This is a genomic window from Pseudomonas sp., assembly GCF_030696055.1.
Lineage (GTDB): Bacteria > Pseudomonadota > Gammaproteobacteria > Pseudomonadales > Pseudomonadaceae > Aquipseudomonas.
The window spans coordinates 1-26,771 of the sequence record NZ_JAUYNP010000106.1; the positions used below are offsets into that span (position 1 = coordinate 1).

Sequence of the window (26,771 nt, forward strand, 5' to 3'; positions counted from 1 at the left end):
GCTCAAGCGCGAATACTGGAAGGACGTGCATTAAACCTGTGCATCTCCGCTCTTGACCTGCGCGCCTCTTTGGGCGCGCAGGTCTTTCTGCTTCACATAACCTTATAAGCGAGGAGGACCGCCATGGGCGTGACCAATCGGTTGGCCTGTTACTCCGACCCCGCCGACCACTATTCCCACCGCGTACGCATTGTGCTCGCCGAGAAGGGTGTCAGCGCCGAGATCATCAGTGTCGAAAAGGGCCGTTATCCGGCGAGACTGCTGGAGGTTAACCCCTATGCCAGCTTGCCGACCCTGGTCGATCGCGATCTGGCGCTGTATGAGTCGACTGTGGTGATGGAATATCTGGACGAGCGCTATCCGCACCCGCCGCTGTTGCCGGTCTATCCGGTGGCCAGGGCCAATAGCCGTCTGCTGATCCATCGGATCCAGCGTGACTGGTGCGCGCAGGTCGACCTGATCCTCGATTCGCGCAGCAAGGAGCCGGCACGCGTGCAGGCGCGCAAGGAACTGCGTGAGAGCCTGACTGGCGTCTCGCCCCTGTTTGCCGACAAGGCATTCTTTCTCAGCGACGAGTTGAGTCTGGTGGATTGCTGTCTGCTGCCGATTCTCTGGCGTCTGCCGATACTGGGGATCGAGTTGCCGAAACCGGCCAAACCTCTGCTCGACTATATGGATCGGCAATTCGCCCGTGAGGCCTTTCAGGCCAGTCTGTCCCCTGTCGAACGCGATATGCGTTAAAGCTCGTTGAAAGCTGCTGCGCTCGGTTGTGTGGTGTTGGTATCAGGTCGGGAAGCCGCATGCGGCTAACGCGCTTTAGCGCGGCCCGTAGGGTGAGTGCAACGAGTAATGCTCATGTACAGCTTGTACACTCCGCTTCCTCGCCTGACGCCGCCTTGCCTAGCCTTCGCTCGCTGCGCTTTCAAGCGACTTTAGTAGAGCTTGAGGAGGTGTTGATGAAGTCGAGTCGTCCTTATCTGGTGCGTGCTCTTTACGAATGGATAGTTGATAACGACTGCACCCCGCATTTGCTGGTCAATGCCGAGTATGCCAGCGTGCAAGTGCCGTCAGGCTTTGCCAGTGATGGGCAGATAGTGCTGAATGTCTCGCCCAGCGCGGTGCGTCATCTGCATATGGATAACGATGCGGTCAGTTTCGAGGGGCGTTTCGGTGGTGTGCCGCAGAGCCTGTATATCCCCTCCGCGGCGGTGTTGGCGATCTATGCCCGGGAGAATGGTCAGGGCATGGTCTTCGATGTGGAGCCGCCGCTGACCGATGATGATGAGCTCGACGGGCCCGATGATCAGGGGCCGCCTGATGGCGAGCCGCCACGCCCCAGTGGCCGGCCCAGTTTGAAAGTGGTCAAGTAAAATAAAAAATGGCAGGGAGCCATTTTTGACGTCGCGCAGCGACGGCCCGAAGGGTGGCCGCCAAGGATGGAGGGCCACAAAAAAGGCGATCCTCGGATCGCCTTTTTGTTAGGCGCAAAAAGTCAGTTGGTGTACTGGAACAGCTTCACGACTTTCTGCACGCCCGAGACGCTTTGCACCAGGTTGGTGGCTTGATTGGCTTCAGCGCGCGAAACCAGGCCGAGCATATAAACGATGCCGTTCTCGGTGATCACCTTGATGCGTGAGCCGGGCACTGTCGCGTCGGCGAGCATCTGGGTCTTGATCCGGCTGGTCAGCAGCGAATCGTTGCTACGCACCAGCAGCGAGGTGGGCTGCAGGACCTGCAGTTCGTTGTGCACCGTGCTGACATTGAGGACCTTGCGCGCCGCCTGTTCGGCCATGCCTTTCAGGTCGCTGCGTGGGGTCTGCCCGGCGAGTAGCACCACGCCGTTATAGCTGGTGACCACTATGTGCGAGGTGGGGCTGGTCAGGTCGATATGCGCGCGGGCGACATTGGCGCTGACTTCGGGGGCAATAAATTGGTCGTCAATCTTGTTGCCGACGCTGCGATTGCCGCAGCCGGCAAGCGAGAGGGTCAGGGCCAGGGCGGCAAGCAGCAGTGGTGAACGGCTCATTCTTCACTCCCAAACAATTGGCTGTCGATCAGGTCGCACAAGCAGTGGATGGCCAGCAGGTGGACTTCCTGGATGCGCGCGGTGACTTTCGAGGGCACGCGGATTTCCACGTCTTCGGGCAGCAGCAGGGAGGCCATGCCACCGCCGTCGCGGCCGGTCAGGGCCACTACGGTCATCTCGCGGTCGTGGGCCGCCTGGATGGCCTGGATCACGTTGGCCGAGTTGCCGCTGGTGGAGATCGCCAGTAGCACGTCGCCTGGCTGGCCGAGTGCGCGGATCTGCTTGGAGAACACCTCGTTGTAGCTGTAATCGTTGGCAATCGAGGTGATGGTCGAGCTGTCGGTGGTCAGGGCGATAGCCGGCAGGCTCGGACGTTCGCGCTCGAAGCGGTTGAGCAGCTCGGACGAGAAGTGCTGAGCGTCGCCGGCTGAGCCGCCATTGCCGCAGGAGAGGATCTTGCCCTCGCTGAGCAGGGCCTGGACCATGGCCAGGCTGCCTTGCTCGATAAAGGGGATGAGCACTTCCATGGCCTGCTGCTTGGTTTCAATGCTGGCTTGGAACAGGTGGCGAATGCGGGCTTGCATATCCATTGGAGATAGAACCTTCAGTGTGGCTGCTGTTCAGGTATCAAAGGCGTTTTGAATCCAGTTCAGTTGCGCGGGGACTTGGCTGTCGGCATTTATGGCAATCACATCAAAACGGCATGGGTACTTGGCCCAGCGTGATTCTTGCTGCAGGAAATGCAGTGCGGCGCGGCTGAGTTTCTCACGTTTGCGTGCATCCACGCTCTCTGCTGCGCCGCCCCAGGCGCTATAACGCCGATAGCGAACCTCGACGAATACTACTGTATCGCCGTCCAGCATGACCAGATCGAGCTCGCCGAGGCGGCAACGCCAGTTTTGCGCCAGCAGGCGCAGGCCCTGCTGCTCGAGGTGCTGGCGAGCCAGCGCCTCGGCGGCGTTGCCACTTTGTTGTGGGCTGATGCGCTCGCTCAATGGACGCTGTCGGGCAGGCGCTGGACCTGGCCGTCGCGGAATTCGGCCCAGGGCAGCTGGCGTTGGATGCGTTGCGCGGCATTCAGGCTGAGGCTGCCGGACAGGCCTTCGATGCGGGTGTCGGGCAGGGCCTTGAGTTGATTCAGGCGCGGCGCCAGGCGGTAGGCGTCGGCGCCCATTGCGTACAGGCGGCCCAGGCTGCCATTGGCTTGCGGCCACTGGCTGCTGGCCTGTTGGCGCAGCGGGTCGTTGGCGTCCAGCAGCCAGGGGGTTTCGCAGAACATGATGCCGTTCAGGTCGAGGTACTGCGCCTGGTTGTAGGTGCCGGTGAACAGGTGCGAGGTGGCGTACACCGGGACGTCGCCGGCGTATTGGAAGGCCAGGGTCGGCTTGATCTGCTGGGCTTGCTGCGGGGTGGCGGCGAGGAAGATGAAATCGACATCGCGGCGCCGCGACGGGGCGGTGGCCACTGCGCTGCCCAGGGTGTTCTGCAGGCGTTTGCCGCGGGCTTCACTTTGCCGCAGCTGGAACAGGTCGGCGATCTGTTGCGCCAGTTCGACCGGCTGGTCGACATGCTCGGCGGCGATCAGGGTACCGCCCTGGGCTTGCCAGCTCTGGCGGAAGGCGGCGAGCACGCGGTCGCCCCAGTCGCCACGGGGGACCAGGGCCACGGCGCGGCGCATGCCGTCGGCCCAGGCGCGGCGCGCCACTTCACGGGCTTCATCTTCGGCGGCCAGGCCAAATTGAAAGAGTTGTGGCGGGCCTTCCTGGGCGTTTTCGCTGTAGTTCAAGGCCAGGGTGGTGATGGGCAGTTGTTCGCGGCTGTTGAGTTGGCTGACCAGAGGCTTTTCCAGTGGGCCTATCACCAGTTGCACGCCAGAGGCTTGCGCCTGGCGGTAGAACTCGTCCAGGGAGCCGATCCGCGAGCTGTCGAACAGCTGGATATTCGGCGGATTCTGTCCGGCTTGTTGGGCCTGGTAGTGGGCGGCCAGGAAGCCATCGCGCAGCGCTCGCGCCACGCTGGCCAGTTGGCCGTCCTGGGGCAGCAGCAGGGCGATTTCGCTGAGCGATTGACTGGCCAGCTGCTTCAGTTCGACCAGGGGTGCAGGCAGTTGCAGGGCCGCGGGGTGTTCGGGGTTTTGCGCCAGCCAGTTGTCGATGGCACTTTGCTGTTGCTCCAGGGTGCCGGCGCTCTTGGATACGCGGGCCAGTTCCAGCCAACCATTCAGGTCGCTATCGCCGCTGGCTTGCAGCTCCGTCAGAGGCAGGCTGGAGACCAGCGTCCAGATGGCTTCGTGGTTGTGTTTGGCGCTTTCGCCGCTGAGCAGGGGGGCGATAAAGGCCCGCTCGCGAGCGGCCGCCAGGCTTTGTCCGTCGGCTTGCAGGGCATTGGCGCGCACCAGTTGGCTGCGCACTTGCTGCTCGACCGGCAGTTCACCGAGGCGTTCCAGGCTAGGGTGGCCGATCGCCTGCAGCGCCGCCTTGGGTTTGCCGCGAAGCATCTCCAGCTCGGCGCGCAGGGTGCTGGCGAAGATCTGCTGGGCCGGTTTCAGGCTTTGCAGTTGCACCTGTTCGAGGATGCTGATTGCGCGGCCAGGGGCGTTCTGGCGGTAGGCCAGGTCGGCGGCGGCCAGGCGCAGCAACTCGGCTTGCTCGGATTGACTGTCGCCGGCTTGTTGCAGCAGTTGCTCGATGCTGGCTTGGGGTGTGCGCGGCAGTTCGCCCAGGTTCGAGGAGGGCGTGCTGGCGCAGGCGGCGAGCAGGCCGGCGAGGCAGAGGGCGGAAAACGGGCGCAGGCAGGCGATCAGGCGGGTGAGCATGTAGGGCGTTCCTGATACTTGATCAAATGAGCGGTGAATTGTACCCAAGCCTAGCCAGCGGCGCGATGTCGAAGGCCAGGAACCTGTTCACGATCTGCTGCGCTCGGTGATGCTGTGTTAAAAATGGCTTCGGCAAGCAGTTTGCTGCTAACGCGCTTTAGCGCGGTCCGTAGGGCGAGCGGAGCGAGTACTGCTCATTTACAGCTCGTAAACTCCGCATCCTTAGTCATTTTGACTCGCGATGCTCGCCCTGCGGGCCAGCCTTCGGCTGTTACTCCGCTTCGCTGCGTTGTACCTTGCCTGACCTTCGCTCGCTGAAATCGTGAGTAGGTTCTAAACGGGCTACAATGCGCGCTTTGTTGATTGACGAGGCCTGTGTTGTGACCACATCCGCTGCTCCGAATCCCATCTGCGGCACGCTTTATGTGGTGGCCACGCCTATTGGTAACCTGGACGACATCAGTGCGCGGGCGCTGCATATCCTGCGCAGTGTCGCCCTGATCGCGGCGGAAGATACCCGTCACTCGGCGCGCCTGATGCAACACTTCGGCATAGGCACGCCGCTGGCGGCCTGCCATGAGCATAACGAACGTGACCAGGGCGGGCGTTTTCTCGCGCGCCTGCAGGCCGGCGAGGACGTGGCGTTGATTTCCGATGCCGGCACGCCGCTGATCTCCGATCCGGGCTATCACCTGGTGCGCCAGGCGCGTGCCGCGGGAGTGGCGGTGGTGCCGGTGCCGGGTGCCTGTGCCTTGATTGCGGCCCTGTCGGCTGCGGGCTTGCCGTCCGACCGCTTTATCTTCGAGGGCTTCCTGCCGGCCAAGAGTGCGGGGCGTCGCGCGCGCCTGGAGCAGGTAAAGGAAGAACCGCGCACCCTGATCTTCTATGAGGCGCCGCATCGCATCCTCGAGTGCCTGGAAGACATGCAGGCGGTGTTCGGTGATGCGCGGCCGGCCTTGCTCGCCCGGGAAATCACTAAGACCTTCGAGACGCTCAAGGGCCTGCCGCTGGCCGAGCTGGCGGCCTGGGTGGCGGCGGACAGTAATCAACAGCGCGGCGAGTGCGTGGTGCTGGTGGCGGGCTGGGATGCGCCCGAAGGCGAGGCGGCGGTTAGCGCCGAGGCCTTGCGCGTGCTCGATCTGTTGCTGGTGGAAATGCCGCTCAAGCGTGCGGCGGCGCTGGCGGCGGAGATCACCGGGGTGCGCAAGAACTTGCTCTATCAGGTGGCGCTGGAGCGGCAGAAAGACGCTTAAGCCTTGTTCTATGTGGCCGCTGCCGTTAACCTTGGCGGTGGAGAGTCGATCGGACAGTCGCTGCCGTGTTTCGTTCTGCGGAATGCGGGGGAGGAAAGTCCGGGCTCCATAGGGCGGAGTGCCAGGTAATGCCTGGGGGGCGTGAGCCTACGGAAAGTGCCACAGAAAATAACCGCCTAAGCGCTTCGGTGCCGGTAAGGGTGAAAAGGTGCGGTAAGAGCGCACCGCACGGCTGGCAACAGTCCGTGGCTAGGTAAACCCCACTCGGAGCAAGACCAAATAGGGTTCCATTGGCGTGGCCCGCGCTGGAACCGGGTAGGTTGCTAAAGACGTGCAGTGATGTACGTCGTAGAGGAATGACTGTCCTCGACAGAACCCGGCTTACAGATCGACTCTCCACCTCTTCGCTACAGCCGTTAGACCTTTAGCCCTCCGCCTTTCTAATACCAAAAAAATCTTACTCTTAACAAACTACTTTAAGTTCGAAGTTCAGCTTGCTGTTGCCGCTGATTTTTATCCCGCAAACCCCCGCCTAATACTGTGTTTTTACCCCGCCTTAGTTCGCTAAATTGCCGATCTGTAAGGGTTTTTCCCTCTTGGCGCGCCTTGACGGTGGGGGGCGTGCGTTCCTATAGTGTGCGCGAGTGGTAAGAAGTGGCATGAAGTGGGTTTTTTAGGCACGGATAGCTAATAAAAGGGGAAGCGCAGTCGTGTTTCGCGGAGCTAACGCCATCAGTCTCGACGCCAAAGGGCGCCTAGCGATGCCGAGTCGGTATCGGGATGAGCTCGTTTCGCGTTGTGCCGGCCAGCTTATCGTCACCATCGACGCCATCGACCCCTGTCTGTGTGTCTACCCACTGGCCGAGTGGGAACTGATCGAAGCCAAATTGCGTGAGCTGGCCTCCTTTCGTGAGGAAAACCGCCGCCTGCAACGTCTGCTGATCGGCAATGCGGTCGACCTCGAGCTGGATGCCAGTGGCCGTTTCCTGGTGCCGCCGCGTTTGCGCGAGTACGCCAAGCTGGATAAGCGCGCGATGCTGGTTGGCCAACTCAATAAATTTCAATTGTGGGATGAGGATGCCTGGAATGCCGTGGCGGATGCCGACTTGGCCGCCATCAAGCAACCGGGTGCGTTGTCCGACGAACTGCGGGACCTGATCCTGTGACTATTGCCAGCAACTTTCGCCATATCACCGTGCTGCTCGACGAGGCTGTCGAGGGGCTGGCGGTGCGCGCCGACGGCTGCTATCTGGATGGCACCTTCGGCCGCGGCGGGCACAGCCGGCTGATACTGGAAAAGCTCGGGCCAGACGGTCGCTTGCTGGGGTTCGACAAAGATCCCCTGGCGATTGCGACGGGAAATACGCTGGCGGCCGAAGACGGCCGCTTTGTCGTTGTACAGCGCAGTTTTGCCGAGCTCGGCGAAGAGGCGGCTGCCCGCGGCCTGGTCGGCAAGGTCAGCGGCATCCTGCTGGATCTGGGCGTGTCCTCGCCGCAACTGGACGACGCCGAGCGGGGTTTCAGCTTCCTTAATGACGGCCCGCTGGATATGCGCATGAATCCGCACGCTGGCGTCAGCGCCGCGGCATTTATCGCCAGCGCCAGCGAAGAGGAGATCGCCCGGGTCTTCAAGGAATACGGCGAAGAGCGTTTCGCCAAGCGCATGGCCCGTGCCGTGGTGCTGCGCCGCGCCGAGCAGCCGTTCGAGCGCACCGCCGATCTGGCCCAGGTGCTGACCGTGGCCAACCCGGCCTGGGAAAAGGGCAAGAATCCCGCCACCCGCGCCTTCCAAGGGCTGCGCATTCATATCAATAACGAACTGGGCGATCTCGAGCGCGGCCTGGATGCCGCCCTGGAAAGCCTCGAGGTCGGCGGCCGGCTGGTGGTGATCAGCTTCCACTCGCTGGAAGACCGCATCGTCAAACTCTTTATGCGCAAACACGCCAAGGGCGAGCAGGACAAGCTGCCGCGGGATCTGCCAATCATCCCGAAAGCCTTCGAGCCGCGCCTGAAACTGCTCGGCAAGCCGCAGTTCGCCGGCGAGGCCGAGCTCAAGGCCAATCCGCGTTCGCGTAGCGCGGTCATGCGCGTTGCAGAGAAGCTGCGATGAACCGGCTTTTCGCCAAGCCCTTGCCCGGCGGCAGCCTGCTGATGCTGCTGCTGTTTGTCTGTGTGCTGGTGTCGGCCGTGGCGGTGTCCTACAGCGCCCATTGGAATCGCCAGTTGCTCAACGAGCTGTACGCCGAACTGAGCGTGCGCGACAAGGCGCAGGCGGAGTGGGGCCGGCTGATTCTCGAGCAGAGCACCTGGACCGCCCACAATCGTATCGAGGCCCTGGCCGCTGAGAGCCTGAGCATGCGTACCCCGGACGCCGCCGAAGTGCGGATGGTGGCGCCATGATCGGCCTCGAGGGCGCCCTCTATCCCTGGCGTTTTCGCCTGGTGTTGCTGCTGTTGGCGCTGATGGTCGGCGCAATTGCCTGGCGCATTGTCGATCTGCAGGTGTTCGACCAGAGCTTTCTGCAGGCCCATGGCGATGCCCGCAGCGTGCGGCATATCCCGATTCCGGCGCACCGCGGCTTGATCACCGACCGCAATGGCGAGCCGCTGGCCGTCAGCACGCCGGTGACCACCCTGTGGGCCAATGGCAAGGAACTGCAGAACGGCAAGGCCAAGTGGGGCGAGCTGGCTGCGGCCTTGGGGCAAGAGCCGAAAGCCTTCGGCGTGCGCCTGCAGGCCAATGCCGGGCGTGAATTTATGTACCTGGTGCGCGGCCTGACGCCCGAGCAGGGGCAGCGCATTCTCGACCTGAAAGTGCCCGGCGTGTACGCCATCGAAGAGTTCCGCCGCTTCTACCCGGCCGGTGAGGTGGCCGCCCATGTGGTGGGCTTTACCGATATCGATGATCGCGGTCGCGAAGGCATGGAGCTGGCGTTCGAGGACTGGCTGGCCGGCGTGCCGGGCAAGCGCCAGGTACTCAAGGATCGCCGTGGTCGGCTGATCAAGGATGTCCAGGTCGCGCAGAACGCCAAGGCCGGCAAGGCCTTGGCGCTGTCGATTGATCTACGCCTGCAGTACCTGGCTCACCGCGAGCTGCGCAAGGCGCTGATCGAGAACGGCGCCAAGGCCGGCAGCCTGGTGATGGTCGACGTGAAGACCGGCGAAGTGCTGGCCATGGTCAACCAGCCGACCTACAACCCGAACAATAGGCGCAATCTGCAGCCAGCGGCCATGCGCAACCGCGCCATGATCGATGTGTTCGAGCCGGGTTCGACGGTCAAACCCTTGTCGATGAGTGCCGCCCTGCAAAGTGGGCGCTGGAAGCCGAGCGATACGGTGGACGTCTGGCCGGGTTCGTTGCGCATCGGGCGCTACACCATCAAGGATGTGTCCAAGACCGAAGGGCGCACCCTGGACCTGACCGGCATCCTGATCAATTCCAGCAACGTCGGCATGAGCAAGATCGCCTTCGATATAGGTGGCGAAGTCATTCATGACCTGATGGGCAATCTGGGCTTTGGCCAGGACACTGGCCTGGGCTTCCCCGGTGAGCGGGTCGGCGCGCTGCCGAGTCACCGTGAATGGCGCCAGGCCGAGACCGCTACCCTGTCGTACGGTTATGGCTTGTCGGTCACCGCCATCCAGTTGGCCCACGCCTACGCGACCCTGGCCAACAACGGCAAGCTCCAGCCCCTGTCGATGACCCGCGTGGATGGCCAGCCAGAAGGGGCCCAGGTGCTGCCCGAGGACGTCGCCAAGACCATGCAGGGCATGCTGCAGCAAGTGATAGAGGCGCCGCGCGGCGTGTTCCGTGCCCAGGTGCCGGGCTACCACGTCTCCGGCAAGAGCGGCACCGCGCGTAAGGCCAGTGTCGGTACCAAGGGTTACACGGCTAACGCCTACCGTTCGCTGTTCGCCGGCTTCGGGCCGAGCGGCAACCCGCGCATCGCCCTGGTGGTGGTGATCGACGAACCGAGCAAGGCTGGCTACTTCGGGGGGCTGGTTTCTGCGCCGGTGTTCAGCAAGGTGATGGCCGGCTCGCTGCGACTGATGAACATCACCCCGGATAACGTGCCGCTGCCGGTCGATCCGCCAGCCGCCATGCCGCAAACCGCTAATGCTGGCGCTAGCAAGGGAGGGCGAATCTGATGCCCATGCCGCTCAATCAACTGTTGCCGCAAGCGCGTACCTCCGTACTGATTCGCGAATTGACCCTGGACAGCCGCAAGGTGCGTCCGGGCGACCTGTTTCTGGCGGTGCCCGGCACCCAGCAGGATGGCCGCGTGCATATCAGCGACGCGATTGCCCGGGGTGCCGCCGCGGTGGCCTATGAGGCCGAGGGTGCCACCATGATGACCGCCAGCAGCGCCGAGCTGGTGGCGCTCAAGGGCTTGGCCGGGCAGCTGTCGGCCATCGCCGGGCGCTTCTATGGCGAACCGAGCCGGGGCCTGCACCTGATCGGCATCACCGGCACCAACGGCAAGACCAGCGTCAGCCAGTTGCTGGCTCAGGCCCTGGACCTGCTGGGCGAGCGTTGCGGCTTCGTCGGCACCCTCGGCAACGGATTCTATAACGCTCTGGCCCTGGGCCGCCACACCCCGCCCGACCCTATTGGCGTGCAGGCCACCCTGGCCGATATGAAGAATGCCGGCGCCCGCGCGGTGGCCATGGAAGTGTCGTCCCATGGCTTGCACCAGGGCCGCGTCACGGCTCTGGCCTTCGACGTGGCGGTGTTCACCAACCTGTCGCGCGACCACCTGGACTATCACGGTTCGATGCAGGCCTATGCCGAGGCCAAGGCCATGCTGTTCAACAAGCCGAGCCTGCGCTGCCGGGTGCTGAATCTGGATGATGCCTATGGTCGCGAGCTGGCGGCGGTTGAGCAGGAGTCCCGTCTGATCAGTTACAGCCTGGAGGACGCCAGCGCCTATCTGTATTGCCGCGAAGCCCATTTCGACGAGCAGGGCGTGCGCGCCACCCTGGTCACCCCGCGCGGCGAAGGCAGCCTGCGCAGCTCGCTGCTCGGGCGTTTCAACCTGAGCAACCTGCTGGCCGTGGTCGGCACCCTGCTGGGCATGGACTACCCGCTGGACGAAATCCTCAAGTTGCTGCCGCAATTGCAGGGGCCGATCGGCCGCATGCAGCGCCTGGGCGGCGTCAAGCAACCGCTGGTGGTGGTCGATTACGCGCACACCCCGGATGCCCTGGAAAAAGTCCTGGAAGCCCTGCGCCCCCATGCCAAAGGTCGCCTGCTGTGCCTGTTCGGCTGCGGCGGCGATCGTGACAGCGGCAAGCGTCCGCTGATGGCCGCGGTGGTCGAGCGCCTGGCCGATGGCGTGCTGGTGACCGACGACAACCCGCGCACCGAAGCGCCCGAGCAGATGTTCCGCGATATCCGCGCCGGCTTCACTAGCCCGGAACGCGTGCAATTCGTCCACGGCCGCGGCCAGGCGATTGCCCAGATGATCGCCGCCGCCAGCGCCGATGACGTGCTGGTGCTGGCCGGCAAGGGCCATGAGGACTACCAGGAAATCAACGGCGAGCGCCAGCCCTTCTCCGATCTGGTCGAGGCCGCCAAGGCCCTGGCCGTCTGGCAGGTGGCCCATGCTTAAGGCGCTGCGTTTGAGCGAAGTGGCCGCGCCGCTGAACGCCCGGGTGATAGGCGCGGATGTGGCGTTCGACGCCGTCAGCAGCGACAGCCGGGCCATTCAACCGGGCCAGCTGTTTGTCGCCCTGACCGGCCCGCGTTTCGACGGTCACGATTACCTGGCCGAGGTGGCTGCAAAAGGTGCTGTGGCCGCACTGGTCGAGCGTGAAGTGGCGGACGCGCCGCTGCCGCAACTGCTGGTCGGCGATAGCCGTCTGGCCTTGGGCCAGCTGGGCGCGCTGAATCGTCAGGCATTTAGTGCACCGCTGGTGGCTATTACCGGTTCCAGCGGCAAGACCACGGTCAAGGAAATGCTCGCCAGCATCCTGCGCGCCGGTCTGCATGGCCCGGTGCTGGCGACTCGCGGCAACCTGAATAACGACCTCGGCGCACCGCTGACCCTGCTGGGGCTGGCCCCCGAGCATGTCGGCGCGGTGATCGAGTTGGGCGCCAACCATGTCGGCGAGATTGCCTACACCGTCAGCCTGACCAGGCCCCAGGTGGCCATCATCAATAACGCCGGTACCGCCCATGTCGGCGAGTTCGGCGGCCCGGAAAAGATAGTCCAGGCCAAGGGCGAAATCCTCGAAGGCCTGGGGGGCGGCGGCGTGGCCGTGCTCAATCTGGACGACCGCGCCTTCGCCACCTGGCAGCAGCTGGCGGCTGGCAGTCAGGTGCTGAGCTTCGCCCTGAGCAACCCAGCGGCAGATTTCCATGCCACCGACCTGGCCCGCGATGCCCGCGGTTGTTTGGCCTTTACCCTGCAGTGCGCGGCCGGCCAGGTGCGCATCCAGCTCAACCTGCTCGGCGAACACAATGTGGCCAACGCCCTGGCTGCCGCCGCCGCCGCCCAGGCCCTGGGTGTGTCGCTGCTGGCTATCCAGGCCGGGCTGGAAAGCCTGCAGCCGGTCAAGGGCCGCGCCGTCGCGCAGCTCGCGGCGAACGGCATGCGGGTGATAGATGACAGTTACAACGCCAATCCGGCCTCCATGTGCGCCGCCGTGGATATCCTCGCCGGGTTCTCCGGGCGCACAGTGCTGGTGCTCGGCGATATGGGCGAGCTGGGCAGCTGGGCCGAGCAGGGCCACCGCGAAGTCGGCCGCTATGCCGCCGGCAAGGTCTGCGCCCTCTATGCGGTGGGCCCGTTGATGGCTCACGCGGTTGCCGAATTTGGCGCAAATGGCCGGCACTTCGCCGACCAAGCCAGCCTGATTGCCGCGCTTGGCGCCGAGCCGGGCGACACCACCCTTTTAATTAAAGGTTCACGCAGCGCCGCGATGGAAAAAGTCGTGGCGGCGCTCTGTGGCACAGCCGGGGAGATTCACTAATGTTGCTGCTGCTGGCCGAATACCTGCAACAGTTCCACAAGGGTTTCGCAGTGTTCCAGTACCTGACACTGCGCGGCATCTTGGGCGTTCTGACCGCGCTGGCCCTGTCGTTGTGGCTGGGCCCCTGGATGATCCGCACCCTGCAGATCCGCCAGATCGGCCAGTCGGTGCGCAACGACGGTCCGCAGTCGCACCTGTCGAAGAAAGGCACGCCGACCATGGGCGGCGCGCTGATTCTTTCCGCCATCACCGTCAGCACCCTGCTCTGGGCCGACCTGTCCAACCGCTACGTGTGGGTGGTGCTGGCCGTGACCCTGCTGTTCGGCGCCATCGGCTGGGTCGACGACTACCGCAAGGTGATAGAGAAGAACTCCAAGGGCCTGCCGAGCCGCTGGAAGTACTTCTGGCAATCGGTGTTCGGCCTGGGCGCGGCCTTCTTCCTCTTTATGACGGCGCAGAGCCCGGTGGAGACCACCCTGATCCTGCCGATGCTCAAGGGCTTCAGCCTCGAACTGGGCCTGGGCTTCGTGGTGCTGACCTATTTCGTCATCGTCGGTTCGAGCAACGCGGTGAACCTCACCGATGGCCTGGATGGCCTGGCGATTCTGCCCACCGTGATGGTCGGCGGCGCGCTGGGGATCTTCTGCTACCTGTCGGGCAACGTGAAGTTCGCCGAGTACCTGTTTATTCCCTACGTGCCGGGAGCGGGTGAGCTGATCGTATTCTGCGCCGCGCTGGTCGGCGCCGGCCTGGGCTTTCTCTGGTTCAACACCTACCCGGCCCAGGTCTTTATGGGCGACGTCGGCGCGCTGGCCCTGGGTGCTGCCCTGGGCGCCATCGCCGTGATAGTGCGTCAGGAAGTGGTGCTGTTCATCATGGGCGGGGTGTTCGTCATGGAGACCCTGTCGGTGATCATTCAGGTCGCCTCCTTCAAGTTGACCGGCAAGCGCGTGTTCCGCATGGCGCCGATTCACCACCACTTCGAACTCAAAGGCTGGCCCGAGCCGCGGGTGATAGTACGTTTCTGGATCATCACCGTGATTCTGGTGCTGATCGGCCTTGCCACCTTGAAACTGCGTTGAGGAAAACATGAGCCTGATCGCTTCTGACCACTTCCGCATCGTTGTCGGTCTCGGCAAGAGCGGCATGTCCCTGGTGCGCTTCCTGGCGCGCCAGGGCCTGCCCTTTGCCGTGGTCGACACCCGTGCCAACCCGCCGGAGCTGAGCACCTTGCGTGAGCAGTTCCCGCAGGTGGAAGTGCGTTGCGGCGAGCTGGACGTGGACTTCCTCTGCCGCGCCAGCGAGCTGCTGATCAGCCCCGGCCTGGCCATCGCCACCCCGGCGCTGCAGGCCGCCGCCGCGCGCGGGGTCAAGCTGTCCGGCGATATCGAACTGTTCGCCCGTTATGCCAAGGCGCCGATAGTCGCCATCACCGGCTCCAACGCCAAGAGCACAGTCACCACCTTGGTCGGCGAGATGGCCGCGGCGGCGGGCAAGAAGGTGGCGGTGGGCGGCAACCTGGGCACCCCGGCGCTGGACCTGCTGAGCGACGAGATCGAGCTGTATGTGCTGGAACTGTCGAGCTTCCAGCTGGAAACCACCGAGCAGCTGAATGCCGAAGTGGCGACCTGCCTGAATATCAGCGAAGACCATATGGATCGCTACGCCGATCTGCAGGCCTATCACCTGGCCAAGCACCGCATCTTCCGCGGCGCCCGTCAGGTGGTGGTGAATCGCGACGACGCGCTGTCGCGGCCGCTGGTGGCCGACCAGCTGCCGTGCTGGTTCTTCGGCTTGGGCAAGCCGGACTTCAAGCGTTTCGGCCTGCTCGAGGAAAGCGGCGAGAAGTGCCTGGGTTACCAGTTCGCCGCGCTGCTTCCGGTGCGCGAACTGAAGATTCGCGGCGCGCACAACCAGTCCAACGCCCTGGCGGCCCTGGCTCTGGGCCACGCCGTGGGCCTGCCGTTCGAGGCTATGTTGCAGACCCTGCGTAGCTTCGCCGGCTTGCCGCACCGCTGCCAGTGGGTCGGTGAGCATGATGATGTGAGCTATTACGACGACTCCAAGGCCACCAACGTCGGCGCCGCCCTGGCCGCCATCGAAGGCCTGGGTGCGGATATCCCGGGCAAGCTGGTGCTGATCGCCGGTGGCGACGGCAAGGGCGCCGATTTCTCCGCACTGAAAAATCCGGTCGGCAAATTCTGCCGCGCCGTGGTGCTGCTCGGTCGCGATGCCGAGCTGCTGGCCGCCGCCATAGGCGATGCCGTGCCGCTGATCCGGGTCAAGACCCTGGACGAAGCCGTGCAGCGCGCGGCCGAATTGGCCGAGGCGGGCGATGCCGTGCTGCTGTCGCCGGCCTGCGCGAGCCTGGACATGTTCAAGAACTTCGAAGAGCGCGGGCGCCTGTTCGCCCAGGCAGTGGAGGGCTTGCACTGATGCTCGCGCGCCTGCTCGCCGCACCTTCGCCACTGCATACCAGTCGGGGCATCGACCTGGACTTCCCGCTGCTGGCCGGTTGCCTGGCGTTGCTCGGCCTGGGGCTGGTGATGATCACCTCGGCCTCCTCGGAAGTGGCCGCTGCGCTGTCCGGCAACCCGCTGTACCACATGATTCGCCACCTGATTTACCTGGTCATAGGTTTTGCCGCCGGGTTTATCACCCTGCTGGTGCCGATGGCGCTGTGGCAGCGTTTCAGCGGCACCCTGCTGCTGCTCGCCTTCGTTCTGCTGATCCTGGTGCTGCTGCCGGGCATCGGTCGTGAGGTCAACGGCGCCAAGCGCTGGATAGGTTTCGGCCTGTTCAACCTGCAGCCGTCGGAACTGGCCAAGCTGTTCACCGTGATGTTTATCGCCGGCTACCTGGTACGCCGCCAGGAGGAAGTGCGCGAGAAGCTCACCGGCTTTATCAAGCCGATGCTGGTGCTCGGCCCGATCGCCGTGCTGCTGCTGGCCGAACCGGACTTCGGCGCCACCGTGGTGCTGGTCGGTTCGTGCATCGCCATGCTGTTCCTCGGCGGCATCAACCTGTTGCGCTTTATCCCGCTGGTTGCCGGGGTGCTGGCGTTGGGTGGGTTGGTGATGACCAGCCAGGCCTATCGCATGAAGCGCCTGACCAACTTCCTCGATCCCTGGGCCGAACAGTTTGGCGATGGCTACCAGCTGAGCCAGGCGCTGATCGCCTTCGGCCGCGGTGAATGGTTCGGCGTCGGCCTGGGCAACAGCATCCAGAAGCAGTTCTACCTGCCGGAAGCCCACACCGACTTCGTCTTCGCCGTGCTGGCCGAAGAACTGGGCATGCTCGGCGCGCTGATCACAGTCGGGCTGTTCGTGTTTGTCAGCGTGCGCGCTTTGTATATCGGTCTGTGGGCGGAGAAGGCCAAGCAGTTCTTCGCCGCCTATGTGGCCTACGGCCTGTCCTTTCTGTGGATCGGCCAGGTGCTGATCAATATCGGGGTGAACGTCGGCCTGCTGCCGACCAAAGGCCTGACCCTGCCATTCCTCAGCTACGGCGGCAGCTCCCTGGTGATCTGCTGTGTCAGCCTGGCCCTGCTGCTGCGTATCGAGTGGGAACGGCGTACCCAGCTCGGCAGCGATCAGGTCGATTTCACCGAGTCGGATTTCTTCGAAGGACATGGCACCGAGGAGGCCCGGCATGCGCGGTAATGTGCTGATCATGGCCGGCGGCACCGGCGGGCATGTGTTCCCGGCCCTGGCCTGCGCCAAGGAATTCAAGGCGCGCGGCTACAGCGTGCATTGGCTGGGCACGCCGCGCGGCATCGAGAATGAATTGGTCCCGGCCGCCGGTTTGCCGCTGCACCTGATCGGCGTTAGCGGCCTGCGTGGCAAGGGCAAGCTGGCCTTGCTCAAGGCGCCGTTCCAGCTGCTCAGGGCCCTGTTCCAGGCGCGCAAGATCATGCGTGAACTCGAGCCGGTGTGCGTGCTCGGCATGGGCGGCTATGTCACCGGCCCCGGCGGCCTGGCCGCAAAAATGAGTGGCGCGCCGCTGATCATCCACGAGCAGAACGCCGTGGCCGGCACCGCCAACCGCAGCCTGGTGCCGTTCGCCAGCCGCGTCTGCGAGGCCTTCCCGAATACCTTCGCCGGCAGCGCCAAGCGTCGCACCACCGGCAATCCGGTGCGCGAAGAGCTGTTCCTGGAAACCCCGCGTGATTCGCTGCGCAAGCGCCAGCCGCGGCTGCTGATTCTGGGCGGCAGCCTGGGTGCCGAGCCGCTCAACAAGCTGTTGCCCGAGGCTCTGGCCCTGGTGCCGAGCGAGCTGCGTCCGCAGTTGTTCCATCAGGCCGGCAAGCAACACGATGGCATTACTGCGGAACGCTATGGCGCGGTTGGCGTCGAAGCGCAGGTCGTGCCCTTTATCAAGGACATGGCCCGCGCCTATGCCTGGGCCGATCTGGTGGTGTGCCGCGCCGGCGCCCTGACCATCAGCGAGCTGGCCGCCGCCGGTCTGCCGTCGTTCCTGGTGCCGCTGCCCCATGCGATCGACGACCACCAGACGCGCAATGCCGCTTATCTGGCCAAGGAGGGCGCCGCCGTCCTTCTGCCGCAAGGCTCCACTGACGCCGCCATGTTGGCCGCGCAGCTGACCGAGGTTTTGATGCATCCCGAACGATTGAAAGAGATGGCCGGCACCGCTCGTAGCCTGGCCAAACCCGATGCAACCCGCACCGTTGTCGATATCTGCCTGGAGGTGGCTCGTGGCTAAGTCTCCCGCTGCCGCACGCTCGGAAATCCGCCGCATGCGCCGCATCCGCCGTATCCATTTCGTCGGCATCGGCGGCGCCGGCATGTGCGGCATCGCCGAAGTGCTGCTCAACCTCGGCTACGAAGTCTCAGGTTCCGATCTGAAGGCCTCGGCCGTTACCGAACGCCTGCAGAACTTCGGTGCGCAGATATTTATCGGCCACCACGCCGAGAACGTCGAACAGGCCGATGTGTTGGTGGTGTCTAGCGCCATCAATACCGCCAACCCGGAAGTCGCCACCGCCCTGGAGCGGCGTATCCCGGTGGTGCCGCGGGCCGAGATGCTCGCCGAGCTGATGCGCTATCGCCACGGCATCGCCGTGGCTGGCACCCATGGCAAGACCACTACCACCAGCCTGCTGGCCTCGGTATTCGCCGCCGGCGGCCTGGACCCGACCTTCGTGATTGGCGGCCGCCTGAACGCCGCGGGCACCAATGCCCAGCTCGGTAGCAGCCGTTACCTGATCGCCGAGGCGGACGAGAGCGATGCCAGCTTCCTGCATCTGCAGCCGATGGTCTCGGTGGTCACCAATATCGACATGGACCATATGAGCACCTACGAAGGCGACTTCAACAAGTTGAAGAAAACCTTCGTCGAGTTCCTGCACAACCTGCCGTTCTACGGCCTGGCCGTGGTCTGCGTGGACGATCCGGTGGTGCGCGAGATACTCCCGCAGATCGGCCGCCCGACCGTCACCTACGGTTTCGATGAAGGCGCCGACGTACGCGCGATCAATGTGCGTCAGCAGGGCATGCAGACCTTCTTCACCGTGCTGCGCCGTGAGCGCGAGCCGCTGGATGTGTCGGTGAATATGCCGGGCAACCACAACGTATTGAACGCCCTGGCCACCATCGCCATCGCCAGCGACGAAGGCATCAGCGACGAGGCCATAGTCCAGGGGCTGTCGGGCTTCCAGGGCGTGGGCCGGCGCTTCCAGGTGTACGGCGAGCTGCCGGTGGACGGCGGCAGCGTGATGCTGGTCGACGACTACGGTCACCACCCGCGCGAAGTCGCCGCGGTGATCAAGGCGGTGCGTGGCGGTTGGCCGGAGCGCCGTCTGGTGATGGTCTATCAGCCGCACCGTTTCAGCCGCACCCGCGACCTCTACGACGATTTCGTCCAGGTGCTGGGCGACGCCAAGGTGCTGCTGTTGATGGAGGTCTACCCGGCCGGCGAAGAGCCGATCCCCGGTGCCGACAGCCGCCACCTGTGCCACAGCATCCGTCAGCGCGGCCAACTGGACCCCATCTATATCGAGCGCGGCGTGGACCTGGCGCCCATCGTCAAGCCGCTGCTGCGTGCCGGCGACATCCTGCTGTGCCAGGGTGCCGGCGATATCGGCGGCCTGGCCCCGCAACTGTTGCACAGCCCGCTGTTCGCGGCGGCCGCCGAGTTGAAAGAGGAGCCGGACGGCGAGCTGAAAGAGGAGTCGAAATGAGTGCCGTTAATTTGAACTCCCCATTCCCGGTCGGCGCCTTCGGTCGCGTCGCCGTGCTGTTCGGCGGCAAGAGCGCCGAGCGCGAAGTCTCGCTGAAGTCCGGCAATGCCGTGCTGCAAGCCCTGCAAAGCGCTGGCGTGGATGCCTTCGGCATAGACGCCGGCGATGACCTGCTGCAGCGCCTGACCAGCGAAAAGATCGACCGCGCCTTTATCGTGCTGCACGGCCGTGGCGGTGAAGACGGCAGCATGCAGGGCCTGCTCGAGTGCGCCGGCATCCCCTACACCGGCAGCGGCATCCTGGCTTCGGCATTGGCCATGGACAAGCTGCGTACCAAGCAGGTCTGGCAGAGCCTCGGCCTGCCGACGCCACGGCATGCGGTGCTGGCCTCACGGGACGACTGCGAAGCGGCTGCCGCCGAGCTGGGCTTTCCGCTGATCGTCAAGCCGGCCCATGAAGGCTCCAGCATCGGCATGGCCAAGGTCGCCAGCCTGGATGAGCTGATTGCCGCCTGGCAGGACGCCAGCCGCTATGACTCCCAGGTGCTGGTCGAGCAGTGGATCCATGGCCCGGAGTACACCATCGCCATGTTGCGCGGCCAGGTGCTGCCGCCTATTGGCCTGGGTACCCCGCACAGCTTCTACGACTACGACGCCAAGTATCTGGCCAATGACACCCAGTACCGCATTCCCTGCGGCCTGGACGCAGCCAAGGAAGCCGAGCTGAAAGACCTCACCGCGCGCGCTTGCGAAGCGGTTGGCACCCAGGGCTGGGCCCGTGCCGATGTGATGCAGGATGCGGATGGCAAGTTCTGGCTGCTGGAAGTCAACACAGTGCCAGGCATGACCGATCACAGCCTGGTGCCGATGGCCGCCCGTGCCGCCGGCCTGGATTTCCAGCAACTGGTGTTGGCGATCCTCGCCGACAGTCTCGAGGCGCGGGGTTAAGCCATGGTCGCCACCCTTCGTCACCAGCCAGGTTCTGCCCGCGCCCCCGTGCGCGGCAAGCCTGCGCAGCGCGGCGCCAGCCGTCTGGTGGCCAAGGAGCCGATCAATCTGCGGGCACATCTGCCCAAGGCCCGTCTTACTGGGATAGGCGCCTGGCTGAAACGCATCAGCTGGCCGCTGTTGTTGCTCGCACTGGGTTACGGCGCTTACGACTTGTCGTTGCGGGCGTTGCCCTATGCCGACCAGCCGATTGCCAAGATCAGCGTGGAAGGCGATCTGAGTTACATCAATCAGCAGGCCGTGCAGCAGCGCATCGAGCCCTATGCCGCGGCGAGCTTTTTCGGTGTCGACCTGCTGAGCATGCGCCGCGAGCTGGAACTGATGCCCTGGATCGCCAGCGCCCAGGTGCGCCGCGTATGGCCGGACCAGCTGGTGGTGCGCCTGGAAGAACAACTGCCGATTGCCCGCTGGGGCGATGAGGCGCTGCTGAACAACCAGGGTCAGGCGTTCGCGCCGCAGGAACTGGCGAATTACCAACACCTGCCGCAGCTCTATGGCCCTCAGCGGGCGCAGCAGCAGGTGATGCAGCAATACCAGGTACTCAGCCAGATGCTGCGGCCCATGGGTTTTTCCGTGTCGCGCCTGGAATTGCGTGAACGCGGCAGCTGGTTTCTCTCCACCGGGCAGGGCATCGAGCTGCTGCTGGGACGCGACCACCTGGTGGAAAAAATGCGGCGCTTCACGGCCATCTACGACAAGGCCTTGAAAGAGCAACAAACGAATATCGCGCGGATCGATCTGCGTTACGCCAACGGCCTGGCCGTGGCGTGGCGTGAGCCGGTCGCGCCCACGGCGGCGCAAACCGCTGTCGTGCAGTGAATCAGGAGAAGACAAGACTCATGGCAAACGTGCAGAGCGGCAAGATGATAGTCGGCCTCGACATTGGCACCTCCAAGGTGGTGGCGCTGGTGGGTGAGGTCAATGCGGATGGTCAGCTGGAAATCGTCGGCATCGGCACTCATCCGTCCCGCGGCCTGAAGAAAGGCGTGGTGGTGAATATCGAGTCCACCGTGCAATCGATCCAGCGCGCCATCGAGGAAGCCCAACTGATGGCCGGTTGCCGTATCCACTCGGCCTTCGTCGGCGTGGCCGGCAACCATATCCGCAGCCTCAACAGCCACGGCATAGTCGCCATCCGCGATCGCGAAGTCAGCCCGGCGGACCTCGATCGGGTGCTGGATGCCGCCCAGGCCGTGGCCATCCCGGCCGATCAGCGGGTGCTGCACACCCTGCCGCAGGACTATGTGATCGATAACCAGGAAGGCGTGCGCGAGCCCCTGGGCATGTCCGGCGTGCGCCTGGAAGCCAAGGTGCACGTGGTGACCTGCGCGGTGAACGCGGCGCAGAACATCGAGAAGTGCGTGCGTCGCTGCGGCCTGGAAGTCGACGACATCATTCTCGAGCAGCTGGCATCCGCTTATGCGGTGCTTACCGACGACGAGAAGGAGCTGGGCGTGTGCCTGGTGGATATCGGCGGCGGTACCACCGACATCTGCATCTTCACCGAAGGTGCGATCCGCCATACCGCGGTGATCCCGATTGCCGGCGACCAGGTCACCAACGACATCGCCATGGCCCTGCGCACGCCGACCCAGTATGCCGAAGAGATCAAGATTCGTTATGCTTGCGCGCTGGCCAAGCTGGCCGGCGCCGGCGAGACCATCAAGGTGCCGAGCGTCGGCGATCGTCCGCCACGCGACCTGTCGCGTCAGTCATTGGCCGAAGTGGTCGAGCCGCGTTACGACGAGCTGTTCACCCTGATCCAGGCTGAACTGCGGCGCAGCGGCTACGAGGACCTGATCCCGGCCGGGATAGTCCTCACCGGCGGTACAGCCAAGATGGAAGGAGCCGTCGAGCTGGCCGAAGAGATTTTCCATATGCCGGTACGCCTGGGCGTGCCCCACAGTGTCAAAGGATTGGCCGACGTAGTGCGTAACCCCATCTATTCCACAAGCGTGGGCCTGCTTATGTACGGGCTGCAGAAGCAGACCGACGGCATCTCCATGTCTGCCATCGGCAACTACAGCGATGAACCCAAACAACCTGTACTGGAGCGGCTGAAACGCTGGGTCCAGGGCAATTTCTGATTTTGCAGTAGGCGTTATAACTAGAAAGTAAAGGAGAGGCAAAATGTTTGAACTCGTAGACAGCGCTCCACAAAGTGCGGTTATCAAGGTCATAGGCGTGGGCGGCGGCGGCGGTAACGCAGTCAACCACATGGCGAAAAACAACATCGAAGGCGTCGAGTTCATCTGCGCCAACACCGATGCCCAAGCACTGAAAAACATCGGTGCGCGTACCGTGCTGCAACTCGGCACTGGCGTGACCAAAGGCCTGGGCGCGGGCGCCAACCCGGAAGTCGGCCGTCAGGCGGCGATGGAAGACCGCGAGCGTATCGCCGAAGTGCTGCAAGGCACCGATATGGTCTTTATCACCACCGGCATGGGCGGTGGTACCGGTACCGGTGCAGCGCCGGTAATCGCCCAAGTGGCCAAGGAAATGGGCATTCTCACCGTTGCGGTGGTGACCCGTCCGTTCCCCTTCGAAGGCCGCAAGCGCATGCTGATTGCCGAAGAAGGCATTCGCGCGCTGTCGGAAAGCGTCGATTCGCTGATCACCATCCCCAACGAGAAGCTGCTGACCATCCTCGGCAAGGACGCCAGCCTGCTGTCCGCCTTCGCCAAGGCCGACGATGTGCTGGCCGGTGCCGTGCGCGGTATCTCCGACATCATCAAACGTCCGGGCATGATCAACGTCGACTTCGCCGACGTGAAAACCGTGATGAGCGAAATGGGCATGGCGATGATGGGCACCGGTTGCGCCAGTGGTCCGAACCGCGCCCGTGAAGCCACCGAAGCGGCGATCCGCAATCCGCTGCTGGAAGACGTCAACCTGCAAGGCGCGCGCGGCATCCTGGTGAATATCACCGCCGGTCCTGACCTGTCCCTGGGTGAGTACTCCGACGTGGGTAACATCATCGAGCAGTTCGCCTCCGAGCACGCCACCGTCAAAGTGGGCACAGTGATCGATCCGGATATGCGCGACGAGCTGCACGTGACAGTGGTCGCCACTGGCCTGGGTGCGCGTATCGAGAAGCCGGTCAAGGTCATCGACAACACCGTGCAAGTGACTGCCAGCAACGGCTCGCATGCCGCCGCAGCGTCGGCGCGCGGCGAGCAAAGCGTCAACTACAAGGACTACGAGCGTCCTACCGTTCAGCGTCAAAGCCACGGCGGCGCGGCCACTGCGGCCAAGCTGAATCCGCAGGATGACCTGGACTACCTGGATATTCCGGCCTTTCTGCGTCGTCAGGCTGATTGATGGAATGTATCAGGAGTATTGGGGTGATTGGTGTTCAGCAAAGGCCGGTTCTGCTATCATCGCCGGCCATTGTTGAAAACTATTCGCAACTAGTGCTATAGCGGCCAAAGCCATGATCAGACAACGCACCCTGAAGAACATCATCCGCGCCACCGGCGTCGGCCTGCATTCCGGGGAAAAGGTATACCTGACCCTGAAGCCGGCACCCGTGGACACCGGTATCGTGTTCCGTCGTACCGACCTGGATCCTGTCGTGGAAATTCCCGCGCGTGCAGGCAATGTTGGTGAAACCACCATGTCGACCACTCTGGTCAATGGTGATGTCAAGGTGGATACGGTAGAGCACCTGCTTTCGGCCATGGCTGGCCTGGGCATCGATAACGCCTACGTCGAGCTCTCCGCGTCCGAAGTGCCGATCATGGATGGCAGCGCCGGGCCCTTTGTATTCCTGATTCAATCCGCTGGTTTGCAAGAGCAGGATGCCCACAAGAAGTTCATCCGCATCATCCGCGAAGTGACAGTCGAAGAGGGCGACAAGCGCGCCACCTTCGTGCCCTTCGAGGGGTTCAAGGTGACCTTCGAGATTGATTTCGATCACCCGGCATTCCGCAATCGCACCCAGTCGGCCAGTGTGGATTTCTCCAGCACTTCCTTTGTCAAGGAAGTCAGCCGGGCACGCACTTTTGGCTTTATGCGCGACATCGAGTTCCTCCGTTCGCAGAACCTGGCACTCGGCGGCAGCGTGGACAACGCCATCGTAGTGGACGAGCACCGCGTGTTGAACGAAGACGGCCTGCGTTACGAGGACGAGTTCGTCAAACACAAGATTCTCGATGCCATCGGCGATCTCTACCTGCTGGGCAATAGCCTGATCGGCGAGTTCAAAGGCTTCAAATCGGGGCATGCCTTGAATAATCTGCTGCTACGCACCTTGATAGAGCAGACCGATGCCTGGGAAGTCGTCACCTTCGACGACCCCAATACTGCGCCAATCTCTTACATGCGCCCGGTTGCGGCCGTGTAACGCAATACCCTCCTTCTTTACTTTTAGAGGCCACCCTAGGGTGGCCTCTTTTTTATGGCCTGCCATCCCTGGCGGCCACCCTTCGGGCCGTCGCTGCGCGACGTTAAAAATGATTCCCGATCATTTTTTGCCTGCTTTTTAGTCAGCCTTGCCGTGTCTGGCCAGGCGCTCCAGGGCGGCGCGCAGCTTGGGGTCGGAGATGCCATCGGCGGTGGCCTGGATGCTTTCCGCGGCACTGCTGGACAGGCTGATGGTGCGACCGGGGCTACGCCTTTCGGCAGTCGGAGGTTGCACCTTGAACAGTATCTTGGTTAAGGTCGCGAACTCTTCGAGGGCTTGCAGCTGTTTCAGCAGGCGTCGTTGTTGATAACGCAAACGGGTGGCCCAGTGGCCATCGGTGACGATAAGCAATAAGCAGCCCTCGCGCCAGGACGCTACATGGCAGTGTTCGCGGGCCGCAGGTTGCAGCTGGCTTTCCACTAAGTGCTGGAGATGGTCGAGGCGTTGCGCCTGGCTGAACAGGGCTTTCAGGGGCTTCACTTCGCGCATCAGCGCGGCGGTCGCTTTAGCCGGCAAAGGACGAAATGTCATGGCAGGACGCCTGGGAGAGTGGAGCCGCCATGGTAGCAGAATCCCTGCTGCCGACTGGGGTTCCACCACTAAGGGGAAAGCCTTGCAGATCATTTTGCTCAGTCGGCACCAAGGTGCCGCGCGTTCGCTCAGTCTGGATATGCGCTGGCTGCTGCTGGCGCTGTTGCTCTTGCTCTGTGCCGCCGGGGTCAGCGGTGCGGCTGTTGGCGCCTGGTGGGCGCCATCGCTGAGCGACCCTAATGGTGAGGCGCATATCACTCAGGCCCTGGATCAGCAGCGCGCCGAAGTCGGGGCCGTGCGCCGTGATGCGCAGCTGCAACTGGACGCCTTCGCCGTGCATGTCGCCGAGTTGCAGGCGCGCCTGACGCGCCTCGACGCCTTGGGCGCGCGGCTGACCGAGTTGGCGGATCTGGATGCCGATGAGTTCGACTTCTCCCTCAATGTCGGTCAGGGCGGCGCGGAAGATAGCCTGGGTGACGCGGCCTATGCCCCGCCGCCCTTTATGGATGAACTGGATCAGCTGAGCCTGCGCCTGGACAGTCGCGAGCAACTGCTGGAAGAGCTCGAACAGCTGATCAGCGAGCGCCGTCTGAGCGAGGCCGAGTACCTGTCCGGCATGCCGGTGCGGCAAGGCTATATGTCCTCGCCGTTCGGCCGTCGCGTCCACCCCTTGACCGGGCGCAGCACACAGCACAAGGGCGTCGACTTCGCGGCCAAAGCCGGCAGTGATGTCGTGGCGGTAGCCGCCGGAGTGGTGACCTTCTCCGGCACTAAGTCAGGCTACGGCAATACCGTTGAAATCAGTCATGCCGACGGTTATGTCACCCTCTATGCCCACAATCGAAGCAATGTGGTGCAGATCGGCGACTTGGTGCAGCGTGGCCAGACCATCGCCAAGGTCGGGCGCACGGGGCGCGCCAGCGGTAACCATGTGCACTTCGAGGTGAGCAAGAATGACCGCGTGGTCAATCCGGCGAGCTATATAGCGCGAGTCAGCGACGCCGAATAACCGGCCGTTTAAAAACTACTGCGCTCGGCTATGCAGCGTTGAAGTCAGCCTCAAAATGCTCATGTACAACTCGTACATTGCGCTTTTTCGGCCGACTTCGCCTTGCCTAGCCGTCGCTCGTAACATTTTTAAACGGTCTGATAACGCCGCTTTCCTCAACGGCTTTTCCGGGTAGAATGCCCCTTCGCACGCAGCCATGCAGGCTGCCTGGGTCGTTTTTAAGCCGCCCCCAATCCATACGCCTGGAAGATCCTGTCGATATGTTTGCGCCTTTGTTGAAGAAACTCTTTGGAAGCAAGAACGAGCGTGAAGTGAAACGCATGCTCAAGACGGTACAGGACGTCAATGCGCTCGAGGAGCAAATGCTCGCGCTCTCCGATGAGCAACTGCGTGCCAAGACCGACGAGTTCAAGGCCCGTCTGGCGCAAGGCGAAACCCTCGACCAGTTGCTTCCCGAGGCCTTTGCCGTAGCCCGCGAGGCCGGCAAGCGGGTGATGGGCATGCGCCACTTCGACGTGCAGTTGATCGGCGGCATGACCTTGCACGAAGGCA

The 26,771-nt window shown here is 63.5% G+C and carries 25 protein-coding genes, 1 other RNA gene and 1 pseudogene; 22 read left to right on the forward strand and 5 right to left on the reverse strand.

The window, feature by feature from the left end; translation table 11 throughout:
- Positions 1-123: 123 nt before the first annotated feature.
- Both Q8Q83_RS06340 and Q8Q83_RS06345 read left to right on the forward strand, forming a co-directional pair.
- Positions 124-741 carry a glutathione S-transferase N-terminal domain-containing protein gene (locus Q8Q83_RS06340; RefSeq protein WP_305622131.1) on the forward strand — a complete coding sequence of 206 codons (618 nt, stop codon included), beginning with the start codon at positions 124-126 and terminating at the stop codon, positions 739-741.
- Between the two features lie 215 nt (positions 742-956).
- Complete coding sequence (locus Q8Q83_RS06345) at positions 957-1,370, forward strand: ClpXP protease specificity-enhancing factor (protein ID WP_305622133.1); 414 nt, start codon at positions 957-959, stop codon at positions 1,368-1,370.
- A 122-nt stretch (positions 1,371-1,492) separates the two neighbouring features.
- On the opposite strand, the gene Q8Q83_RS06350 is transcribed toward Q8Q83_RS06345, so the two are convergent.
- From Q8Q83_RS06350 to Q8Q83_RS06365, 4 genes are read right to left on the reverse strand one after another with little or no spacing between them, the layout of a single operon-like run.
- Complete coding sequence (locus tag Q8Q83_RS06350) at positions 1,493-2,026, reverse strand: BON domain-containing protein (protein ID WP_305622134.1); 534 nt, start codon at positions 2,024-2,026, stop codon at positions 1,493-1,495.
- Positions 2,023-2,616: a phosphoheptose isomerase gene (locus Q8Q83_RS06355; RefSeq protein ID WP_275960770.1), complete on the reverse strand. Its 594-nt coding sequence runs from the start codon at positions 2,614-2,616 to the stop codon at positions 2,023-2,025. The genes Q8Q83_RS06350 and Q8Q83_RS06355 overlap by 4 nt, the downstream gene beginning before the upstream one ends.
- 30 nt (positions 2,617-2,646) lie before the next feature.
- Positions 2,647-3,021, reverse strand: a complete 375-nt coding sequence (locus tag Q8Q83_RS06360; protein WP_305622137.1) for a YraN family protein — start codon at positions 3,019-3,021, stop codon at positions 2,647-2,649.
- Complete coding sequence (locus tag Q8Q83_RS06365) at positions 3,018-4,829, reverse strand: penicillin-binding protein activator (RefSeq protein ID WP_305622166.1); 1,812 nt, start codon at positions 4,827-4,829, stop codon at positions 3,018-3,020. The genes Q8Q83_RS06360 and Q8Q83_RS06365 overlap by 4 nt, the downstream gene beginning before the upstream one ends.
- 359 nt (positions 4,830-5,188) lie before the next feature.
- Here Q8Q83_RS06365 and rsmI point away from each other — a divergent pair, with 359 nt between their 5' ends.
- The 18 genes from rsmI to lpxC all read left to right on the forward strand — a co-directional run bounded on the left by rsmI (position 5,189) and on the right by lpxC (position 24,619).
- Complete coding sequence (gene rsmI / locus Q8Q83_RS06370) at positions 5,189-6,094, forward strand: 16S rRNA (cytidine(1402)-2'-O)-methyltransferase (RefSeq protein ID WP_305622139.1); 906 nt, start codon at positions 5,189-5,191, stop codon at positions 6,092-6,094.
- Between the two features lie 41 nt (positions 6,095-6,135).
- Positions 6,136-6,494, forward strand: an RNA gene (rnpB, locus tag Q8Q83_RS06375) — RNase P RNA component class A.
- Positions 6,495-6,804: 310 nt separating this feature from the next.
- Positions 6,805-7,260 (forward strand): division/cell wall cluster transcriptional repressor MraZ, encoded by a 456-nt coding sequence (gene mraZ, locus Q8Q83_RS06380; RefSeq protein ID WP_296129843.1) that lies wholly within the window; start codon positions 6,805-6,807, stop codon positions 7,258-7,260.
- Between the two features lie 2 nt (positions 7,261-7,262).
- Positions 7,263-8,204 (forward strand): 16S rRNA (cytosine(1402)-N(4))-methyltransferase RsmH, encoded by a 942-nt coding sequence (gene rsmH / locus Q8Q83_RS06385; RefSeq protein WP_305622168.1) that lies wholly within the window; start codon positions 7,263-7,265, stop codon positions 8,202-8,204.
- Positions 8,201-8,494 carry a cell division protein FtsL gene (gene ftsL / locus Q8Q83_RS06390; protein ID WP_305622143.1) on the forward strand — a complete coding sequence of 98 codons (294 nt, stop codon included), beginning with the start codon at positions 8,201-8,203 and terminating at the stop codon, positions 8,492-8,494. The genes rsmH and ftsL overlap by 4 nt, the downstream gene beginning before the upstream one ends.
- On the forward strand, positions 8,491-10,242 hold the full coding sequence (locus Q8Q83_RS06395) for a penicillin-binding protein 2 (protein ID WP_305622145.1): 1,752 nt from the start codon (positions 8,491-8,493) through the stop codon (positions 10,240-10,242). Before ftsL ends, Q8Q83_RS06395 begins: the two co-directional genes overlap by 4 nt.
- Positions 10,242-11,705: a UDP-N-acetylmuramoyl-L-alanyl-D-glutamate--2,6-diaminopimelate ligase gene (locus Q8Q83_RS06400; protein ID WP_305622146.1), complete on the forward strand. Its 1,464-nt coding sequence runs from the start codon at positions 10,242-10,244 to the stop codon at positions 11,703-11,705. Before Q8Q83_RS06395 ends, Q8Q83_RS06400 begins: the two co-directional genes overlap by 1 nt.
- A complete protein-coding gene (murF, locus tag Q8Q83_RS06405; RefSeq protein WP_305622148.1) occupies positions 11,698-13,068 on the forward strand; it encodes a UDP-N-acetylmuramoyl-tripeptide--D-alanyl-D-alanine ligase in 1,371 nt (456 codons plus the stop codon). The genes Q8Q83_RS06400 and murF overlap by 8 nt, the downstream gene beginning before the upstream one ends.
- A complete protein-coding gene (gene mraY, locus Q8Q83_RS06410; RefSeq protein WP_305622149.1) occupies positions 13,068-14,150 on the forward strand; it encodes a phospho-N-acetylmuramoyl-pentapeptide-transferase in 1,083 nt (360 codons plus the stop codon). The genes murF and mraY overlap by 1 nt, the downstream gene beginning before the upstream one ends.
- 7 nt (positions 14,151-14,157) lie before the next feature.
- Entirely contained in the window at positions 14,158-15,504 is a 1,347-nt protein-coding gene (gene murD, locus Q8Q83_RS06415) for a UDP-N-acetylmuramoyl-L-alanine--D-glutamate ligase (RefSeq protein WP_305622151.1), read from the forward strand.
- A complete protein-coding gene (gene ftsW / locus Q8Q83_RS06420; RefSeq protein WP_305622152.1) occupies positions 15,504-16,730 on the forward strand; it encodes a putative lipid II flippase FtsW in 1,227 nt (408 codons plus the stop codon). Before murD ends, ftsW begins: the two co-directional genes overlap by 1 nt.
- On the forward strand, positions 16,720-17,790 hold the full coding sequence (gene murG, locus Q8Q83_RS06425) for an undecaprenyldiphospho-muramoylpentapeptide beta-N-acetylglucosaminyltransferase (protein WP_305622153.1): 1,071 nt from the start codon (positions 16,720-16,722) through the stop codon (positions 17,788-17,790). Before ftsW ends, murG begins: the two co-directional genes overlap by 11 nt.
- Before the next feature lie 34 nt (positions 17,791-17,824).
- Complete coding sequence (gene murC / locus Q8Q83_RS06430; RefSeq protein ID WP_305622170.1) at positions 17,825-19,267, forward strand: UDP-N-acetylmuramate--L-alanine ligase; 1,443 nt, start codon at positions 17,825-17,827, stop codon at positions 19,265-19,267.
- Positions 19,264-20,214, forward strand: coding sequence for a D-alanine--D-alanine ligase (locus Q8Q83_RS06435; protein ID WP_305622155.1), 951 nt, complete (start codon positions 19,264-19,266; stop codon positions 20,212-20,214). Before murC ends, Q8Q83_RS06435 begins: the two co-directional genes overlap by 4 nt.
- Positions 20,215-20,217: 3 nt before the next feature.
- A complete protein-coding gene (locus Q8Q83_RS06440; RefSeq protein ID WP_305622157.1) occupies positions 20,218-21,093 on the forward strand; it encodes a cell division protein FtsQ/DivIB in 876 nt (291 codons plus the stop codon).
- A gap of 20 nt (positions 21,094-21,113) precedes the next feature.
- Positions 21,114-22,361 carry a cell division protein FtsA gene (gene ftsA, locus Q8Q83_RS06445; protein WP_305622159.1) on the forward strand — a complete coding sequence of 416 codons (1,248 nt, stop codon included), beginning with the start codon at positions 21,114-21,116 and terminating at the stop codon, positions 22,359-22,361.
- Positions 22,362-22,404: 43 nt separating this feature from the next.
- Positions 22,405-23,595 carry a cell division protein FtsZ gene (gene ftsZ, locus Q8Q83_RS06450; protein WP_305622160.1) on the forward strand — a complete coding sequence of 397 codons (1,191 nt, stop codon included), beginning with the start codon at positions 22,405-22,407 and terminating at the stop codon, positions 23,593-23,595.
- A gap of 112 nt (positions 23,596-23,707) precedes the next feature.
- On the forward strand, positions 23,708-24,619 hold the full coding sequence (gene lpxC, locus Q8Q83_RS06455; protein ID WP_305622162.1) for a UDP-3-O-acyl-N-acetylglucosamine deacetylase: 912 nt from the start codon (positions 23,708-23,710) through the stop codon (positions 24,617-24,619).
- A gap of 138 nt (positions 24,620-24,757) precedes the next feature.
- Here the strand turns inward: lpxC and Q8Q83_RS06460 are convergent, their stop codons facing one another.
- A complete protein-coding gene (locus Q8Q83_RS06460) occupies positions 24,758-25,210 on the reverse strand; it encodes a DUF721 domain-containing protein (protein WP_305622163.1) in 453 nt (150 codons plus the stop codon).
- Positions 25,211-25,292: 82 nt separating this feature from the next.
- Here Q8Q83_RS06460 and Q8Q83_RS06465 point away from each other — a divergent pair, with 82 nt between their 5' ends.
- Complete coding sequence (locus Q8Q83_RS06465; RefSeq protein WP_305622165.1) at positions 25,293-26,219, forward strand: M23 family metallopeptidase; 927 nt, start codon at positions 25,293-25,295, stop codon at positions 26,217-26,219.
- 260 nt (positions 26,220-26,479) lie between these two features.
- Positions 26,480-26,771 (forward strand): annotated as a pseudogene (secA, locus tag Q8Q83_RS06470) (preprotein translocase subunit SecA); the annotation flags it as partial.